Raw genomic sequence first — 16,476 nt, 5'->3', positions numbered from 1 at the left:
GCGCCCGCCGGGGAATATCGATGATTCGACGTTCCCCGGCGGGAGTGTGACAGCTAGGAAGCAACCTTGATGGAGTCGATCGACTTGATTGCCGCTTCGCTCATCTTGGCAGAGAGCGGTGCGTTTCCGGCGGAAGCTGCTGCTTCCTTCTGGCCGGCTTCGGAGAGCACGTACTCGCCGAAGCTCTTGACCAGGTCAACGGTTGCCTGGTCCTTGTAGCTGGAGCAGAACACGTGGTAGGAGACCAGGATGATCGGGTAGGACCCGGACTCGGTGGTGTCGCGCTTCAGGTCCAGGGACATGTCCAGTTCACCGCGGCCTTCGACCGGGGTGGCTGCCTCGACGCCCTTGGCGGCTGCCTCCGCGGAGATCTCGGTGAAGTCGTCGCCGACCTTCACGTTCACGGTGCCGAGCTTGCCCACGGCGGAGAAGTCGGCGTAGGTGATTGCGCCCTCGGTGGCGGTCGTGGTGGCCACGACGCCGGAGGTGCCCTTGGCGTTCTCGCTTGCGAGGTCCTTGGGCCAGTCGCCGGAGACGTCGTAGGTCCAGACGTCCTTCGCGGCGGCCGCGAGGTAGTCGACAAAGTTCTCGGTCGTGCCCGACTCGTCGTTGCGGTGCACCACGGTGATGGCGGTGTCCGGAAGGCTCACGCCTTCATTGGTTGCGGCGATGGCCGGATCGTTCCACTTGGTGATTTCCAGCTTGAAGATCTTGGCGATGGTGGCCGCGTCAAGGTTCAGGGTTTCGACGCCCGGAAGGTTGAAGGCAACCGCGATCGGGGAAACGTAGGCCGGGACGTTGAAGGCACCCTCGGGGCCGCAGATTTCCTTCGAGGATTCGATTTCCTCGTCCTTCAGGTAGGCATCCGAGCCTGCGAACTGCGCGCCGCCGGCCAGGAAGGCCTTGCGGCCCGCGCCGGAACCGTCCGGGGAGTACTGGACCATGGTGCCGGGGGTGGCGGCTTCGAAGCCGGCCTTCCAGGCTTCCATGGCGGACTTCTGCGAGGACGCGCCGGAACCGGTCAACGTGCCGGAAACCGCAGCGGCGGAGCCGCCGGTCGAGTCAGCCGTGCCGGCCGAGGCGGTCGGGCTGTCCGAACCGCAGGCGGTCAGGGCCAGGGCGGCGACGGTAAGAACAGCAGCCGCGCTGCCAATGCGATGAAGCTTCACGAGTTATCCTCTTTCAAATGCCTGTCAATGACGAAACGTGTCGTCCTGGTTTGTTCCCAAGGATGCGCACGCCGGCACATCGCTTCAATACGAAGTTAGGCCCCGCAGGTAACCAGCTACTGCGATGAAGGTGAACGCAAGGTGAACACGGCTGATTCGCACCGGTGTTTCGCGTCACGTTTAACACTTGCCGGTGCGGCGCCCAAGCCGTGACAGACTGTTGCCCATGGGAATCGGAACTTCGGCGGGCGGAGCATGGACCTTCGTCAAGCGCCGCTACCGCGTGGGCATGCGCCGCGCGGGCACTTCGTTCCCCAGGATCATCCAGATGACCGCCTCCGCGGTGCTGGCCTATTGGATTGCCGAGCAATTGCTGGGGCACGTCGGGCCGATCTTTGCCGCAACCAGCGGCCTGCTGGTGCTGGGCTTCGGCACCGCGACCACGGTGCGCCGATCCCTTGAAGTCGCCATCGGCTGCACCCTGGGCGTGGCGGTCGGCGACCTGCTACTCACCTTGCTGGGAAGCGGCCTGTGGCAGGCGGGATTGGTGCTCTTCCTGTCCCTGACGATCGCCCGTTTCCTGGATTCCGGTCCCATCTTCACCACCCAGCTGGGCCTGCAGTCGGTGCTCGTGGTCCTGCTGCCCATCGCCGATGCGGCCGGCCCGTTCAGCCGCTCCCTGGACGCCGTGGTCGGCTCGCTGTGCGGCCTGTTGATTGTCATGGTCTTTCCGCGGGACCCGCGCCGCACACCCATTGCCGAACTCGGCAAGCTGCTCAGTGAGCTTTCGGGGATTCTCCAGGAGTGCGCGCGCGCCGTGAGCTCCTCGGATGCCACCCTGGCCTTCCACGCACTGGTCCGCGCCCGCGGCACCCAAAAGCTCATGGACTCCCTGCCCGCGGCACTGAACGTGGCACACGAGGTTGCCACACTGGCCCCTGCCCACCGGCGACGCCGTTCGGACCTGGAGCGGTTGTCGATCGCGGCCGAAAAAACAGACCTGGCGATGCGCAACTCCCGGGTCCTGGCCCGGAGATTGGCCACGGTGATCAACCACGGCGCGCTGACCGACCGCGGGGTAGAAGCCGTGGCCAGCCTGCTGGGTGAGTTGGCCGAGGCCGTGGACGCCTTCGGCTATGCGGTGCTGGAAACAAACGAGTCCGGGTACCAACGGGCCGTGGGGCGGGCGCAGCGCGAGCTGGCCGAGTGCGCAGCCCGGCTGGATCCCCAGACGCTTCAGGTCAGCGGGCTGCAGGGCGAGGGCATGGTGCTGCTGTTGCGCCCCTTGGTGGTCGACCTGCTCGAGGCCTCCGGCGTCAGCCACGAAGACGCAGTCGCACTGCTGCCGCGCCTGTAGCGAAAGCCCGCCGCGGCGAAACCAAACCGTTGGCGCCGGGCACTAGCATCAAGCACATGGCTAAGAATTCCCGCACCAAGAACACACCCGCATACCGTTGCGCGGAATGCGGGTGGAGCGCCGTGAAATGGGTGGGCCGTTGCGGCGAATGCCAGGCCTGGGGCACCGTGGAGGAAATGGGCGCGGTCACGGCCAAGACCACCGTGGCAACCACCATCGCGGTCCCCGCCCAGCCCATCGGCGAGGTCGATGCCACCGCCGCCTCCTACCGCACCTCCGGGGTGGATGAGCTTGACCGGGTGCTCGGCGGCGGGCTGGTGCCCGGGGCCGTCATCCTGCTGGCCGGGGAGCCAGGGGTGGGCAAGTCCACGCTGCTGCTGGACGTCGCGGCGCGCGCCGCACGCACCGGTCGCAGGGTCCTGTACATCACCGGCGAGGAATCCGCCGCCCAGGTCAAGGTCCGCGCCGAACGCATCAACGCGATGGCGGAGACCCTCTATCTGACCGCCGAGACCGACCTGGGCATCGCGCTGGGCCAGGTGGAAAAGATCGACCCGGAGCTGCTGATCATCGACTCCGTGCAGACCCTGGCCTCGTCCGAGGTCGACGGGACCGCGGGCGGCATTTCCCAGGTCAAGGAGGTTGCCGCATCCCTGATCAACGCGGCCAAGCGGCGGAACATGACCACCATCCTGGTCGGCCACGTCACCAAGGACGGCTCGATCGCCGGGCCGCGGACGCTTGAGCACCTGGTGGATGTGGTGTGCCAGTTCGACGGCGAGCGCCACTCCCGCCTGCGGCTGCTGCGCGCCCTGAAGAACCGCTACGGCCCCACCGACGAGGTCGGCTGCTTCGACTTGACCGAGGGCGGCATCGAGGGCCTGGCCGACCCCTCGGGGCTCTTCGTCACCCGGACCAAGGACCCGGTTCCCGGCACCTGCATCACCGTGACCCTCGAGGGCCGCCGGCCCCTGGTTGCCGAGGTGCAGACCCTGCTCTCGCGGGCCACCAGCGCCATCCCCCGCCGGGCCACCAGCGGCCTGGACGCGGCGCGCACCCAGATGATCCTGGCGGTGCTGCAATCGCGGGCCCGGATGGAGCTGGGCGGGCTCGATTCCTACGTGGCCACCGTCGGCGGGGTCAAGCTGAGCGAACCGGCAACGGACCTGGCCACCGCGCTGGCGCTTGCCTCCTCGATGCACAACCACCCGCTGCCGCCGCAGTTCGTGGCCTTCGGCGAGGTCGGGCTGGCCGGGGAGGTGCGCCCGGTGCCGGAGATCGGCAGGCGGATCATCGAGGCCGAACGGCTCGGATTCCGCTACGCCATGGTCCCGGCATCCCCGCAGCCGCCGAAGAACATCCCGGACTCGATCAGGGTCTTCACGGTCTCCTCGGTGCTCGAGGCCCTGGACATCGCCTTCGAACAACGCGTCAAGACCGGCGCCTGAGCGTGCCTTCGGTAACAAAGGGGTACCGAAGTGTCCCCGACCTGCCCCAAAGGGCGGGTCGGGGTCCGGCCGTGGCCATACGATAGGTAGTAGTCCCCTGGAAGGAAATGGCCACCCATGTCGAAGAGCCCCGAAGATGCGCTGCGCGCCACGCTGGCCCGCGTTGCACCCGGAACGGAGCTGCGCGACGGGTTGGAGCGCATCCTGCGCGGCCGCACCGGCGCGCTGATCGTGCTGGGGCACGACCGGGTGGTCGATTCGATCTGCTCCGGCGGCTTCGACATCGATATCGCCTTCTCCCCCACGCGGCTGCGCGAGCTGGCCAAGATGGACGGGGCGATCGTCTGCGACAAGGACGGTTCCAACATCCTGCGTGCCGGGGTCCAGCTGGTCCCGGACCACTCGATCCCCACCCAGGAATCGGGAACCCGGCACCGCACCGCCGAGCGCGTGGCCATCCAGACCGGTTTCCCGGTCGTCTCGGTCTCGCAGTCGATGCACATCATCGCCCTGTACGTCCAGGGCATCCGCTACCTGCTCGAGGGCTCCGAACCGGTGCTGGCCCGCGGAAACCAGGCACTTGCCACGCTGGAACGCTACCGCTCCCGCCTGGACCAGGTCACCAGCGCGCTGTCCGCGGCCGAGATCGAGGCCGTCGTGACGGTCCGCGACGTCGCGGCGGTGCTGCAGCGCCAGGAAATGGTGCGCCGCATCTCCGAGGAGATTGCCCAGTACGTGCTGGAGCTCGGCGCCGACGGCCGGCTGCTCGCGCTGCAGCTCGACGAGCTTTCCGCAGGCCTTGGCCCGGGCTCGGACCTTTTGCTGAAGGACTACTCGAACCTGGGCCGCGAGGAACTGGACATCGACGCGGCGCTGAAGAAACTGCAGAACCTTGATTCCACCGACCTGATCGACCTGGGCAAGTTCGCCGCCATCCTGGGCATCAGCCCCGGCATCGATTCGCTCGAGGCCGTCGTGGCGCCCAAGGGACACCGGTTGCTCGCGGGCATCAAGTCGGTGCCGCGCGCGGTGGCCGACCGGTTGGTCAACAACTTCGGCGGCCTGCAGCGGCTGATGGCCGCCAACATCGAGGACCTGATGGCGGTGGACGGGATCGGCGAGCAACGCGCCCGCACCGTGCGCGAGGGGCTCTCGCGCGTCGCCGAGTCCTCGCTGCTGGACCGCTTCCTCTAAGCCGGAGAGCTGGCCGGCCGCCGCGCTACTTCAATTCGAACTTTGCGGTCTCGCTGGTCAGGTCCCCCAGTTTCGCGGTGAATCCGTACCAGCCCGGCCGCGGCTTCGCGTTGACGACCTTGCAGCCCGGTGCGCTGCGCGCCCGGGTCCAGGTGAAGCGGGCGGTCTCGCTGGCGCCCGGCTTGATGGCGATTTCCGTGTCCATCGGGTCCTGCACGCAGTCCGAGGTGGAAAAGATCCGGTCCGCCCCGCTCGTGACGGAGAAATCCTGCTGGCTGGTGCCCACGTTGACCAGGCACTCGGTCGTCCCGGCGTTCTTGATCGTCATCACGAGCACCGGGTTGTCGGCCGGTCCGTGGGTGGCCCGGGCCGTGGATGCCGTGACGACCACGTCCCCCTCGGGGCACACCGCCGGGCCCGCGGAAGGCTCCGCGGTGGGTTCAACGGATGCCTGCGGGGAGCTTCCTCCCCCCTGGCTTGGCGCCGGGGCGGCACCCGGGTCGGCGGGGCGCAGCAGGGAAGCAATGCCGAATCCGGCCCATGCCAAAAGCCCGATGAGAACCAGCGTGGCAATGAGCACCGCGAGTCGACGACGCCGAAAAACCCGTGCGGAGGGGCGGGTGGAACGGACCTGCTTTTGTGCCATGCCTCAAGGCTACGAAACCAATCGTTTTGATCCCGACTCCCACGCCGCCAGCTAGAGTGATATCGCCAGCATTCCCCTTCCAGCCAAAGGATTTCTCCCCATCGTGGCCCACCCCGACCTGCCGAAGATCCACCGTGAAATCACCGACTGGTACCTCGCCCATGCCCGCGACCTGCCATGGCGCCGCGAGCCTGCCGGGCCATGGGCCGTGATGGTCTCGGAGTTCATGCTGCAGCAGACCCCGGTGGTTCGGGTGCTCCCGGTGTGGGAGGCCTGGATGGAACGTTGGCCCACCCCGGCCGCGCTGGCCGCAGAGCCGGTCGCCGAGGCCGTCAAGGCCTGGGGCCGGCTGGGCTACCCGCGCCGGGCCCTGCGCCTGCATGCCGCCGCCACCGTGATCGCCAACGAGCATGGCGGCCGGGTCCCGGGGACCGAGGCGGAGCTGCTCGCCCTGCCCGGAATCGGCACCTACACCGCCGCGGCCATCGCGTGCTTCGCGTTCAAGGTCCCCACCGTGGTGGTGGACACCAACATCCGCCGGGTCCACGCCCGTCTGGTCAGCGGCAAGGCGCTGCCGGAACAAAACCAGAACGCCGCCGAACTCGCGCTGGCCGCACGCCTGCTCCCCGCCTCCGGGCCCGGGGATCCGAACGGCACAGCTCTTGCCAACGGCTGGAACATCGCCGTGATGGAACTCGGTGCACTGGTGTGCACGGCCCGATCCCCGCGCTGCGAGGACTGCCCGGTGTTCGAGAGCTGTGCCTGGATTGCCGCCGGACGGCCCGAACCGCACTACAAGCCCAAGGGCCAGCCGTGGCACGGCACCGACCGGCAGGTGCGCGGGGCCATGATGGCGGTGCTGCGGCACTCCGCCGGCCCGGTGGACCGCTCCGAGCTGCTCGGGGTCCCCGACCTTGCGCTCGAGGGGCAGGATCCCCGCCGGCTGAACCCTGCCCGCGAGGCGGAGCCCGTCCACCAGGCGTGGGTCGGCCTGCACGCGCTGGATGCCGGCGCCGAGCAACGCGAACGCGCCCTGGGGTCCCTGCTGGCCGACGGCCTGGCCCAGCAGTCCGCCGCGGGCATCGGGTTGCCGCACTGACCCGGAAGGTTCGGGTCAGTTCCGCAGCTAGAAGTGGGTGATCATCCGGGTGTTGCCCAGCGTGTTTGGCTTGACCCGGGCCAGGTCCAGGAACTCGGCCACGCCCTCGTCGGTGGAGCGCAGGAGCTCGGAGTAGACCTCCGGGTCGACGGCGGACTGCTCGGCCATCACGGAGAACCCGTTGCGCAGGAAGAAGTCGACCTCGAAGGTCAGGCAGAACACCCGTGACACCCCCAGCTCGCGGGCCTCGGCGAGGAGCTTCTGCAGCAGGCGGTGCCCCACGCCGTGGCCGCGCCATCCGGCGTCCGTGGCCAGGGTGCGGACCTCGGCAATGTCTTCCCACATCACGTGCAGCCCGCCGCAGCCGATGACGTTCCCCTCCGAATCCTCGGCAACGAAGAACTCCTGAAGGTTCTCGTAGTAGGCGACCGCCTCCTTTTCCAGCAGGACGCGGTTCTCGGCCAGCGGCCGGACCAGGTTTCGGATGCTCTTCACATCGCTGGTCTTGGCCCGCCTGACGGTAAAGGAATTCATCTAAGTATCCTATGCCCGGCGCCGGGGCCCGAGGTCAATTGTGTAGCTGAAGCCCCGGACGGTTGCCGGCGCATGCAAAACGCCCCTGGGGTGGCCTTCCTTGCGGATGCCGCCCCAGGGGCGTGGTTGCTTGCTTCGGGCCTAGCCCTCGATGGCGATCGGGGCCGGTTCGCCCTCGATCTGCGGGGTTCCGCCCTCGCCGTGGAAGGTGAACGTCGCTTCGTCGCCCTCGCCGTCGACATCGACCTTGATGTGTTGTCCGGCGACCAGCTCGCCAAAGAGGATCTTCTCCGAAAGCTGGTCCTCGATGTCGCGCTGCATGGTCCGGCGCAGCGGCCGGGCGCCCATGGCCGGATCGTAGCCGCGGGTTGCCAGCAGGACGCGTGCGGCCTGCGACAGCTCGATGGTCATGTTCCGGTCCACCAGGCGCTTGCGCAGGCGTCCGAGGAACAGGTCCACGATCTCCACGATCTCGTCCTGGGTCAGCTGCGGGAACACCACAACGTCGTCAACACGGTTCAGGAACTCGGGACGGAAGTGCTGGCGCAGCTCTTCCTGGACCTTGGCCTGCATCCGGTTGTAACCGGTCTTGGTATCGCTGGACGACTGGAAGCCGGTCATGACGCCCTTGGAGATGTCGCGGGTGCCAAGGTTGGTGGTCATGATGATGATCGTGTTCTTGAAGTCCACGACACGCCCCTGGGAGTCGGTCAAACGGCCGTCTTCCAGGATCTGCAGCAACGAGTTGAACAGGTCGGCGTGGGCCTTCTCGACCTCGTCGAAGAGGACCACGGAGAACGGGCGGCGACGGACCTTCTCGGTCAGCTGGCCACCTTCCTCGTAGCCGACGTAGCCCGGAGGGGCACCGAAGAGACGCGAGACCGTGTGCTTCTCCGAGTACTCGGACATGTCCAGCGTGATCAGCGCGTCTTCCTCACCGAAGAGGAACTCCGCGAGGGCCTTGGCCAACTCGGTCTTGCCGACGCCGGTGGGGCCGGCGAAGATGAACGAGCCGCCGGGGCGGTTCGGGTCCTTCAGCCCGGCACGGGTGCGGCGGATGGCCTGGGAGATGGCCTTGATTGCCTCGTCCTGGCCGATGACCCGCTTGTGCAGCTCATCTTCCATGTTCAGCAGTCGCGTGGATTCTTCCTCGGTCAGCTTGATGACCGGGATGCCGGTGGAGTTGGCCAGGACCTCGGCGATCAGGTCGGCATCGACCTCGGCGATCTCGTCGAGCTCACCGTTCTTCCAGGCCTTTTCCTTCTCCGCGCGAGCTTCCTGGAGCTTGCCTTCCTTGTCGCGCAAGGCGGCGGCACCTTCGAAGTCCTGCGCATCGATGGCGGCTTCCTTCTCCAGTCGGACCGTGGAGATTTCCTCGTCCATGGCCTTGAGAGCCGGGGGCGCGGTCATGCGGCGGATGCGCAGGCGTGCACCGGCCTCGTCGATCAAGTCGATGGCCTTGTCCGGAAGGAACCGGTCGGAGATGTAGCGGTGCGCCAGTTCGGCGGCTGCCACGAGCGCCCCATCGGTGATGGAGACGCGGTGGTGTGCCTCGTAGCGGTCGCGAAGCCCACGCAGGATCTGCGTGGTGTGCTCCACCGAAGGTTCCTTGACCTGGATCGGCTGGAAACGGCGTTCGAGGGCCGCGTCCTTCTCGATGTGCTTGCGGTACTCGTCAAGCGTGGTCGCGCCGATGGTCTGCAGTTCGCCTCGGGCCAGCATGGGCTTGAGGATCGAGGCCGCATCGATGGCGCCTTCGGCGGCACCGGCACCGACCAGCGTGTGGATCTCGTCAATGAAGAGGATGATGTCGCCGCGCGTGCGGATTTCCTTGAGGACCTTCTTCAGGCGTTCCTCGAAGTCACCGCGGTAGCGGGAACCGGCCACCAGGGAACCGAGGTCAAGGGTGTAGAGCTGCTTGTCCTTGATGGTTTCCGGGACGTCGCCGCGCACGATCGCCTGGGCAAGCCCTTCGACGACCGCAGTCTTGCCGACGCCGGGCTCGCCGATGAGCACCGGGTTGTTCTTGGTTCGTCGCGAGAGGACCTGCATGACGCGTTCCATCTCGAACTCGCGCCCGATGACCGGGTCGAGCTTGCCTTCGCGGGCAGCGGCGGTGAGGTTGCGGCCGAACTGGTCCAGCACAGCCGAACCTGCCGGAGTGCCTTCGGTCTGGCCGCCGGAGCTGACGCCGGCACCTGCGGTTTCCTTGCCGCCCTGGTAACCGGAGAGCAACTGGATGACCTGCTGGCGCACGCGGGACAGATCGGCGCCGAGCTTCACCAGGACCTGGGCGGCAACGCCCTCGCCCTCGCGAATCAGGCCGAGCAGGATGTGCTCGGTGCCGATGTAGTTGTGGCCTAGCTGGAGCGCCTCGCGCAGCGAGAGCTCGAGCACCTTCTTGGCCCGGGGGGTAAAGGGAATATGACCGGACGGAGCCTGCTGGCCCTGTCCGATGATCTCTTGGACCTGCTCACGCACGGCGCCGAGAGAGATGTTCAGCGACTCAAGGGCCTTGGCCGCTACTCCCTCGCCCTCATGGATGAGGCCGAGCAATACGTGCTCGGTTCCGATGTAGTTGTGGTTGAGCATGCGCGCCTCTTCTTGGGCAAGCACGACAACGCGACGGGCACGGTCGGTAAATCTCTCAAACATGCGGCACACTCCTAGCTAACACGTATTTCGATGCTACGCATCAAATTCGGGCAAGTGTTGCATGTTCGCCCAAGGGATAACATTGTTCACCCTCGGCGTTCAACTTTGGATTAAACAACGTCGAGGGACCGGTTCCATTTCACTGGAGCCGATCCCTCGACGTTTACTCGCATTCCCCACAGCGGCCGGGGGCGCTGGGCCCGCCGGAAGTATCAGGTGCCGAAAGTGCTACTTGGACTTCGAGCGCGACTTCTTCGCCTGGGCTGCGTGGTAGGCAGCGATTACATCGGCCTGCAGACGGCCGCGGGCGTTGACCTTGACGTTGTTCTCCTTGGCCCAGGCGCGGATGGCCGGAGCTTCCTTCGGGGTGAACTGCTTCGAGGTGCGGGCAACCTTGATGTAGGGCTTAAAGGCTTCACGGAAAGCTTCTGCATTTTCCTCATTGAGGTCAATTTCATAGTGCTGTCCGCCGATACCGAATACGATGGATTCTACTGCCTCGGAACCGTCGATATCATCAATCAATGCTATTTGGACCTGACGTGCCATTACCGTCTCCTTGCTGGGGTGGGAATTCGCATGAACCAATTAACGGTATTGGCCCATGCTCGCACTCATATCATAAACACAAGTAAGCGTCATTCAGCAAGTGGAAATAGAGATAATGGGCTAATTATCAGCTTTCGGGCTTTTGTTGTCCTTGGCCTGTGCCGTCAATTTAATTTGTTCCTCGACTTCGGCTTCCGCTGCGCGCTCCGTGCGATCCACGTTGGATACAGCACGGATGGCAAACCAAAAGACCAGGGCAACAACAATGGTCGGGACAAGCGCCTCGATATACGGCATTTAGGCCTCCGGCTTGAGCAACGGAAAGAGAATGGTTTCGCGGATCCCGGTGTCGACAAACAGCATGACGAGGCGGTCGATGCCCAGCCCGATACCGCCCATTGGCGGAGCGCCATATTCCAGCGCACGCAGGAAGTCTTCGTCCAGCTGCATGGCCTCGTCGTCGCCATCCGCGGCCATGCGGGACTGCTCGGTCAACCGCTCACGCTGGATCACTGGGTCAATCAGTTCGGAGAAGGCAGTGCCGCGCTCCATGCCGCCAATGATCAGGTCCCAGGCCTCGATGACGCCCGGCTTGCTGCGGTGCGGGCGGGCCAGCGGCTGGGCAGCCGGCGGGTAATCGTAGACGAAAGTCGGATTGATGAGAGTCGGTTCAACGATTTCTCCAAACAATTCAATGACCAGCTTTTCAGCATCCCATTTTGGATCGACTTTCACTTCATGCTTCTGCGCAATTTCGCGCAGTGTTTCCGCAGAAGTCTCGGGGGTGATTTCCTGGCCCACTCCCTTGGAGAGACCCGGGTACACACCAAGCCATGCCCATTCCCCGTCCAGGTCGATGGTTCCCTTGGGGGTCTCAAGCTGGCGGCCGGCACCCACGGCGTCGGCCGCATTGAGGATGATTTCCTGGATGCGCTCGGCCATCACGAACTGATCTGCGTATGCTTCGTAGCATTCGAGCATCGTGAACTCCGGGGAGTGCGTGGAGTCCACACCTTCATTGCGGAAGATCCGACCCATTTCGAACACGCGGTCGATACCGCCAACGACGGCGCGCTTGAGGTACAGCTCGAGGGCTATGCGCAGGGTCATTGGCTGGTCAAATGCGTTCAGGTGGGTCTCGAACGGGCGCGCGGAAGCGCCGCCGTGGACCAGCTGCAGCATCGGGGTCTCAACCTCGACATAGCCGCGGGAGTGCATGGTGTCCCGCACCGAGCGGGTGATCGCCGCACGCTTGTAGACCATTTCACGGGCTTCGTCACGCACGATCAAGTCCGCGTAGCGCTGGCGAACGCGGGTCTCTTCGTTGAGCTCGGCGTGCAGGACAGGAAGGGGACGCAGTGCCTTGGACGCCATCTTCCAGTCGGTGGCCATGACCGAAAGCTCGCCACGGCGGGAGGCAATGACCTCACCGGTGATCAGCACGTGGTCGCCCAGGTCCACCAGGGACTTCCAATCAGCCAGCTTATCCTCGCCGATGTTGGCAAGCGAGAGCATGGCCTGGAGCCGGGTGCCGGCGCCCTCGGGCCCGCCTTCCTGCAAGGTGGCGAAGCACAGCTTGCCGGTATTGCGCATGAACACGATGCGCCCGACGATGCCAACGGTCACGCCCGTTGCGGTGTCCGGAGCCAGCTCGGGGAATTGTTCCCGGATTTCATGCAGCGAGTGAGTGCGCGCGACGCCCACTGGATAGGCTTCGTCTCCGCGGGCCAACAAAGCGGCACGCTTGTCCATGCGCACCTGGCGCTGGTCGTTGGTCTCGGCAGGGCTGGCTACTGGGGCAGTTTTTTCGGCAGTCACAATAGCCAATTCTAGTCCGAATAATCTGAGCGCGGGCTGAGAGGTGTTCAGCAACACCCCGATGCCATTTTCCTGCGCAGAATAGGATGGAGGAATCATGGAAGAAAACATTCTGCGAACCTCCGATGGCGGCTCACTGGCTCTGTATTCATATGGCGATTCGCAAGCTCCCGGGCACCGTCGGATCCTGGTTGTCGGCGGAGCGTTCTTGACCGCATTGATCTATCGTCCGTTTGCCGCGGCCCTCGGAGCCAGGTTGGGCGAGAACTGGACGGTGGACGTATACGACCGCCGCGGGCGTGGCAATTCGACCGAGCAGCCTGCGGACTACTCCATGGACACCGAGATCGCAGACGTGGCGCTCATGCTCGAACACACCGGGGCGCAAAGCCTCTTTGGGCACTCCCTGGGCGGCGCCGTGGTGCTCAATGCAGTGCGCAGGTTCCTGGACCCCGGGGCGAAGGGCGATGGCCCGGTTCCCGCGCGCCTGGCGGTCTACGACCCGGCCATCAACCTTGACGCCTCCATCGACACGACGTGGCTGAATGCCTTCTCGGACGATGTGGCGGCGGGGAGAAACAGTCGAGCCCTGGCACGTATGCAGCGCGGCATGAAGTTTTCACCCACCCTGGGGAAGATTCCCGAGCCAATCCTTGCCGCGCTGCTGGCAGGGACTTCCCGAACCAAGGCCGGCAAGCTGGCCCGCACAATGCTGCCCAGCGGGGTGGGCGAGCTGAAGGCCGCACTTGAGGAATCGCAACCCGCAAGCGGATTCTCGATCCTGCCGGAAAACACTCGCTTCATGGCGGGATCCAAAAGCGCGAAGTACTTCCGTTCGACCGCACGGAAGCTGCATGAGGTGGTCCCGGGATCCACCTACCTCGAAACCCCCAAGGGCATGCACGGGTCCGTTCCGGCTGCGTTCACGTCGTTGCTCGACGACATCGGCGACTACTTCACCCGGCCATAGCCGCCGGAACCAAGAATGCTGCCGCCGTCCATCCCTGATGGGAACGGACGGCGGCAGCATCGGCGGTCACCAGATCTTGACGCGATCCTCCGGATCCAGCCACATGCCGTCTCCCGGCTTGGTGCCGAAGGCATCGTGGAACGCATCCATGTTCTTGGGTACCTGGTTGCAGCGGAACTCGCCCGGAGAGTGCGGGTCCGTGGTGATGCGGGTGATCATGGTCTCCGGGCGGGACAGCGTGCGCCAGCATTCGGCCCACGAGTAGAAGAAGCGCTGATCCCCGTTCAGCCCGTCAATGACCTCGTCGGTGTCCATCCCGCGGGCCGCCATGTCGAGCTTGTAGGCGGTGTAGGCGATGCCGAGACCGCCCAGGTCGCCGATGTTCTCCCCGAGCGTGAGCTTGCCGTTGACGTGGTGTTCCGGGGCTTCCGGGGGCACCAACACATCGTACTGGTCAACGAGCTTGCCGGTGAGCTTTTCGAAGGCCTCCCGGTCTTCGTCGGTCCACCAGTTCTTCAGTTCGCCGGTCCCGTCGAACTGCGAGCCCTGGTCGTCGAAGCCATGCCCGATCTCGTGCCCGATGACCGCACCGATGGCCCCGTAGTTGGATGCAGCGTCGCGGTCGGCGTCAAAGAACGGTGAGCGCAGGATGGCAGCAGGGAAAGCAATCTCGTTCAGCAGCGGGTGGTAATACGCGTTGACCGTCTGCGGGTACATGAACCACAGTTCTCGATCCACACCATCATCGATCTTTTTCAGTTCGCGCAGGAATTCGAATTCGTTGGCCGCGGCGATATTGGAAATGACATTGTCCTCCACCGTCGAAATGCCGGAGTAGTCGATCCACTCGTTCGGGTAGCCAATCTTCGGGCGGAACATCGACAGCTTTTCCAGTGCCTTGTCCTTGGTTTCCGGGCTCATCCAGGAAAGCTCGCCTATGGACTGGCGGTAGGCGTCAATGAGGTTGGCCACCAGAGCATCCATCTCGTCCTTGCTGCGTTGCGGGAAGTGCTCCGCGACGTAGAGCTGGCCGATGTCTTCGCCGACAGCACCTTCGGTGAATGCCACCCCGCGCTTCCAGCGTTCGCGCAGTTCCTGGACCCCTGCGAGCTTCGCGGAGTAGAAGGAGAAGTTTTCATTCACGAATGCGCTGGAGAGGTACGGTGCGTTTGAGCGGATCAGTTGCACGGCCAGCCAGTGCTGCCAGGAGGCGAGGGGTTCGCTGCCAAGGACCTGCTCAAGACCCTTGAGATAGCTTGGCTGCCACACGTCGACCTCGGCGAAGTACTTCTCCTCGATTCCTGCACCTTCGAGCCACCCGGCCAGGGACGGGATGTGTTCCAGCAACTCTGCGGCCGTCATGAGGTTGTAGCGTGCCTGGGCGTCGCGGCATTTGACCCTGTCCCAGTGGTGGGAGGCCAACGCGGATTCCAGCGCGACAACGTCCCGCGCCGCCGTCCCGGTGTCGGTCAGCTCTCCCAAGGACAGCAGCCTGCCCAGGTGCTCCTGGTATTCGCCCAGAAGCTCCGCGAATTGCTCTTCACGGTAGTAGGACTCGTCCGGCAAGCCCAGGCCGCCCTGGATCAGGGTCAGCAGGTTGCGTTCCGGAGATCCGGCATCTGAGCTGGCCCCGGCCTGGATGAAGCCGGAAACGCCTCGGCGGAAAAACGATCCGCTCAGCGCGAGGAGTTCTGCGATGTTAGTGGTTTCGTAGATGGCCGCCAGGTCGGCGCGGATCGGTTCGACTCCACTAGCCTCGATGCGCTCTTCGTCCATGAAGCTGGCGTAGAGGTTGGCGATGCGCTCCTTGCGCCCATCCACGGAGCCGTCGGCCGCTTGGCGGTTTTCCGCGGCTGCCTCGATGATGGCTCGGACAGCAGCCTCCGAATCGTCTCGCAGCGCCATGAAGGAGCCGTAGCTGCCTTGGTCGGCCGGGATCTGTGCACTAGAGAGCCAGGTGCCGTTTGCGTGGCGATACAGGTCGTCCTGTGGCCTGACGCTTTCGTCGCGGTGGTTCTCGCTGAGTTTCGGATCCCCGGCGTTGGTAGCAAGTGACGAATCGGTGCTCATTGTGGTCCTATTCCATTCATCCATACGCGTGCAGCTGGAGCCGCAGCAAATCTGCCTCACCGCGACCTAGTTCCTTGCACCAGGTCGAGGAGGGAAAGACGCGGGCGGCGACGCGTAGCGTGTTCTGCGTCTCAAGAACTCACTTTACGCGTCTGAAACAAGAATTTGACATAATTTTGCGTGGTTATTCCGATGGTGAAATAGCCCGCGGGAAGTGCCGCTGCGGAACCGTCAATCGAGACCAATCAATTCACGGAATCATGGAGCGACTGGGGCCATGCACTGCTCAACGGCCAACGCTCGTGGCCTCACGCAATTGGTGGGCTCGGTGCACAGAAAGGCGTACAGAGTTATCCACCGAAGCTGTGCATAACTTTTGGCCGGATTCGTTGGGTGTTGGTTTCCCTGGTTCCTGCGGTGCCGGCCGGCCGGGTGCCGGTCCTTAAGCGGGTGCGGCCCCCGGCGGTGCCGGGGGCCGGGAACGGGCGTTAAGCATCGGAACCCCCAAGCCACAGGCTTGGGGGTTCCGGGACAGGGTGTCCGGCGGTGACCTACTCTCCCACACCCTCCCGAGTGCAGTACCATCGGCGCGGTGGGTCTTAGCTTCCGGGTTCGGTATGGGACCGGGCGTTTCCCCCACGCTATGACCGCCGTAACTCTAGCCACGCRCTGCCCGGAGGTTCTCCGGGGGCGTGAAAAATGGGTTACGACCACAATAGTGGTTGTTGTGTTGTTGTGGTTCCGCGACAACAGGGTTGTTGTTTCGGGACCGCATAGTGGACGCAGCGTATCTTGCCAACCACCCCGGGGGGTGGTGTGGTGTTTGTGGTTGARGTTGTCGGCCTATTAGTACGGGTCAGCTTCACGAGTCTTTGGTCCTCGCTTCCACATCCCGCCTATCAACCCAGTGGTCTGGCTGGGGGCCTCTCGCCACACAAGGTGGCGTGGAAATCTCATCTTGAAGTGG

At 64.8% G+C, this 16,476-nt stretch carries 13 protein-coding genes and 2 rRNA genes; 5 read left to right on the top strand and 10 right to left on the bottom strand.

The features are described 5' to 3' along the window. Window positions 1-53: 53 nt before the first annotated feature. Window positions 54-1,169 (bottom strand): phosphate ABC transporter substrate-binding protein PstS, encoded by a 1,116-nt coding sequence (pstS, locus tag BLJ79_RS09710; RefSeq protein ID WP_071214556.1) that lies wholly within the window; start codon window positions 1,167-1,169, stop codon window positions 54-56. Between the two features lie 226 nt (window positions 1,170-1,395). On the opposite strand from pstS, the gene BLJ79_RS09705 reads away from it, so the two are divergent. The 3 genes from BLJ79_RS09705 (at window position 1,396) to disA (ending at window position 5,168) form a co-directional block, all read left to right on the top strand. Next, entirely contained in the window at window positions 1,396-2,526 is a 1,131-nt protein-coding gene (locus BLJ79_RS09705) for an FUSC family protein (RefSeq protein WP_071214555.1), read from the top strand. A gap of 56 nt (window positions 2,527-2,582) precedes the next feature. Then, window positions 2,583-3,974, top strand: a complete 1,392-nt coding sequence (gene radA / locus BLJ79_RS09700; RefSeq protein ID WP_071214554.1) for a DNA repair protein RadA — start codon at window positions 2,583-2,585, stop codon at window positions 3,972-3,974. Window positions 3,975-4,091: 117 nt separating this feature from the next. Further along, window positions 4,092-5,168, top strand: coding sequence for a DNA integrity scanning diadenylate cyclase DisA (gene disA, locus BLJ79_RS09695; protein WP_071214553.1), 1,077 nt, complete (start codon window positions 4,092-4,094; stop codon window positions 5,166-5,168). A 25-nt stretch (window positions 5,169-5,193) separates the two neighbouring features. On the opposite strand, the gene BLJ79_RS09690 is transcribed toward disA, so the two are convergent. Continuing rightward, window positions 5,194-5,814: a hypothetical protein gene (locus BLJ79_RS09690; RefSeq protein ID WP_071214552.1), complete on the bottom strand. Its 621-nt coding sequence runs from the start codon at window positions 5,812-5,814 to the stop codon at window positions 5,194-5,196. 103 nt (window positions 5,815-5,917) lie between these two features. Here BLJ79_RS09690 and BLJ79_RS09685 point away from each other — a divergent pair, with 103 nt between their 5' ends. Then, window positions 5,918-6,913, top strand: a complete 996-nt coding sequence (locus BLJ79_RS09685) for an iron-sulfur binding domain-containing protein (protein ID WP_071214551.1) — start codon at window positions 5,918-5,920, stop codon at window positions 6,911-6,913. A gap of 27 nt (window positions 6,914-6,940) precedes the next feature. Here the strand turns inward: BLJ79_RS09685 and BLJ79_RS09680 are convergent, their stop codons facing one another. From BLJ79_RS09680 to lysS, 5 genes are all read right to left on the bottom strand, one after another. After that, window positions 6,941-7,447 (bottom strand): amino-acid N-acetyltransferase, encoded by a 507-nt coding sequence (locus BLJ79_RS09680; protein ID WP_071214550.1) that lies wholly within the window; start codon window positions 7,445-7,447, stop codon window positions 6,941-6,943. Between the two features lie 141 nt (window positions 7,448-7,588). Next, complete coding sequence (locus BLJ79_RS09675; protein ID WP_071214549.1) at window positions 7,589-10,102, bottom strand: ATP-dependent Clp protease ATP-binding subunit; 2,514 nt, start codon at window positions 10,100-10,102, stop codon at window positions 7,589-7,591. 228 nt (window positions 10,103-10,330) lie between these two features. After that, on the bottom strand, window positions 10,331-10,651 hold the full coding sequence (locus BLJ79_RS09670) for a histone-like nucleoid-structuring protein Lsr2 (RefSeq protein ID WP_071214548.1): 321 nt from the start codon (window positions 10,649-10,651) through the stop codon (window positions 10,331-10,333). Between the two features lie 120 nt (window positions 10,652-10,771). Further along, window positions 10,772-10,948 carry a hypothetical protein gene (locus BLJ79_RS23355; protein ID WP_175475448.1) on the bottom strand — a complete coding sequence of 59 codons (177 nt, stop codon included), beginning with the start codon at window positions 10,946-10,948 and terminating at the stop codon, window positions 10,772-10,774. Then, complete coding sequence (gene lysS, locus BLJ79_RS09665; protein ID WP_071214872.1) at window positions 10,949-12,472, bottom strand: lysine--tRNA ligase; 1,524 nt, start codon at window positions 12,470-12,472, stop codon at window positions 10,949-10,951. A 94-nt stretch (window positions 12,473-12,566) separates the two neighbouring features. On the opposite strand from lysS, the gene BLJ79_RS09660 reads away from it, so the two are divergent. Beyond that, window positions 12,567-13,439, top strand: a complete 873-nt coding sequence (locus BLJ79_RS09660; RefSeq protein WP_071214547.1) for an alpha/beta fold hydrolase — start codon at window positions 12,567-12,569, stop codon at window positions 13,437-13,439. A 66-nt stretch (window positions 13,440-13,505) separates the two neighbouring features. On the opposite strand, the gene BLJ79_RS09655 is transcribed toward BLJ79_RS09660, so the two are convergent. The 3 genes from BLJ79_RS09655 to BLJ79_RS09645 all read right to left on the bottom strand — a co-directional run. Beyond that, window positions 13,506-15,509, bottom strand: coding sequence for a M13 family metallopeptidase (locus tag BLJ79_RS09655; RefSeq protein WP_083411176.1), 2,004 nt, complete (start codon window positions 15,507-15,509; stop codon window positions 13,506-13,508). Between the two features lie 538 nt (window positions 15,510-16,047). After that, window positions 16,048-16,164 (bottom strand): 5S ribosomal RNA (gene rrf, locus BLJ79_RS09650). Window positions 16,165-16,334: 170 nt separating this feature from the next. Beyond that, window positions 16,335-16,476 (bottom strand): 23S ribosomal RNA (locus tag BLJ79_RS09645); the annotation flags it as partial.

Source organism: Arthrobacter sp. UCD-GKA (assembly GCF_001863355.1).
In the GTDB taxonomy this organism is placed as follows: domain Bacteria; phylum Actinomycetota; class Actinomycetes; order Actinomycetales; family Micrococcaceae; genus Paeniglutamicibacter.
The sequence above is the reverse complement of the archived record's forward strand: the minus strand, read 5'-3'. Positions and strand labels throughout refer to the sequence as shown.

Bases quoted from the DNA above. Each gene is read 5' to 3' on its own strand.
- BLJ79_RS09705 (WP_071214555.1), top strand. From the start codon at position 1,396: ATGGGAATCGGAACTTCGGCGGGCGGAGCATGGACCTTCGTCAAGCGC.
- radA (WP_071214554.1), top strand. From the start codon at position 2,583: ATGGCTAAGAATTCCCGCACCAAGAACACACCCGCATACCGTTGCGCG.
- disA (WP_071214553.1), top strand. From the start codon at position 4,092: ATGTCGAAGAGCCCCGAAGATGCGCTGCGCGCCACGCTGGCCCGCGTT.
- BLJ79_RS09690 (WP_071214552.1), bottom strand. From the start codon at position 5,814: ATGGCACAAAAGCAGGTCCGTTCCACCCGCCCCTCCGCACGGGTTTTT.
- BLJ79_RS09680 (WP_071214550.1), bottom strand. From the start codon at position 7,447: ATGAATTCCTTTACCGTCAGGCGGGCCAAGACCAGCGATGTGAAGAGC.
- BLJ79_RS09675 (WP_071214549.1), bottom strand. From the start codon at position 10,102: ATGTTTGAGAGATTTACCGACCGTGCCCGTCGCGTTGTCGTGCTTGCC.
- BLJ79_RS09670 (WP_071214548.1), bottom strand. From the start codon at position 10,651: ATGGCACGTCAGGTCCAAATAGCATTGATTGATGATATCGACGGTTCC.
- BLJ79_RS23355 (WP_175475448.1), bottom strand. From the start codon at position 10,948: ATGCCGTATATCGAGGCGCTTGTCCCGACCATTGTTGTTGCCCTGGTC.
- BLJ79_RS09660 (WP_071214547.1), top strand. From the start codon at position 12,567: ATGGAAGAAAACATTCTGCGAACCTCCGATGGCGGCTCACTGGCTCTG.
- BLJ79_RS09655 (WP_083411176.1), bottom strand. From the start codon at position 15,509: ATGAGCACCGATTCGTCACTTGCTACCAACGCCGGGGATCCGAAACTC.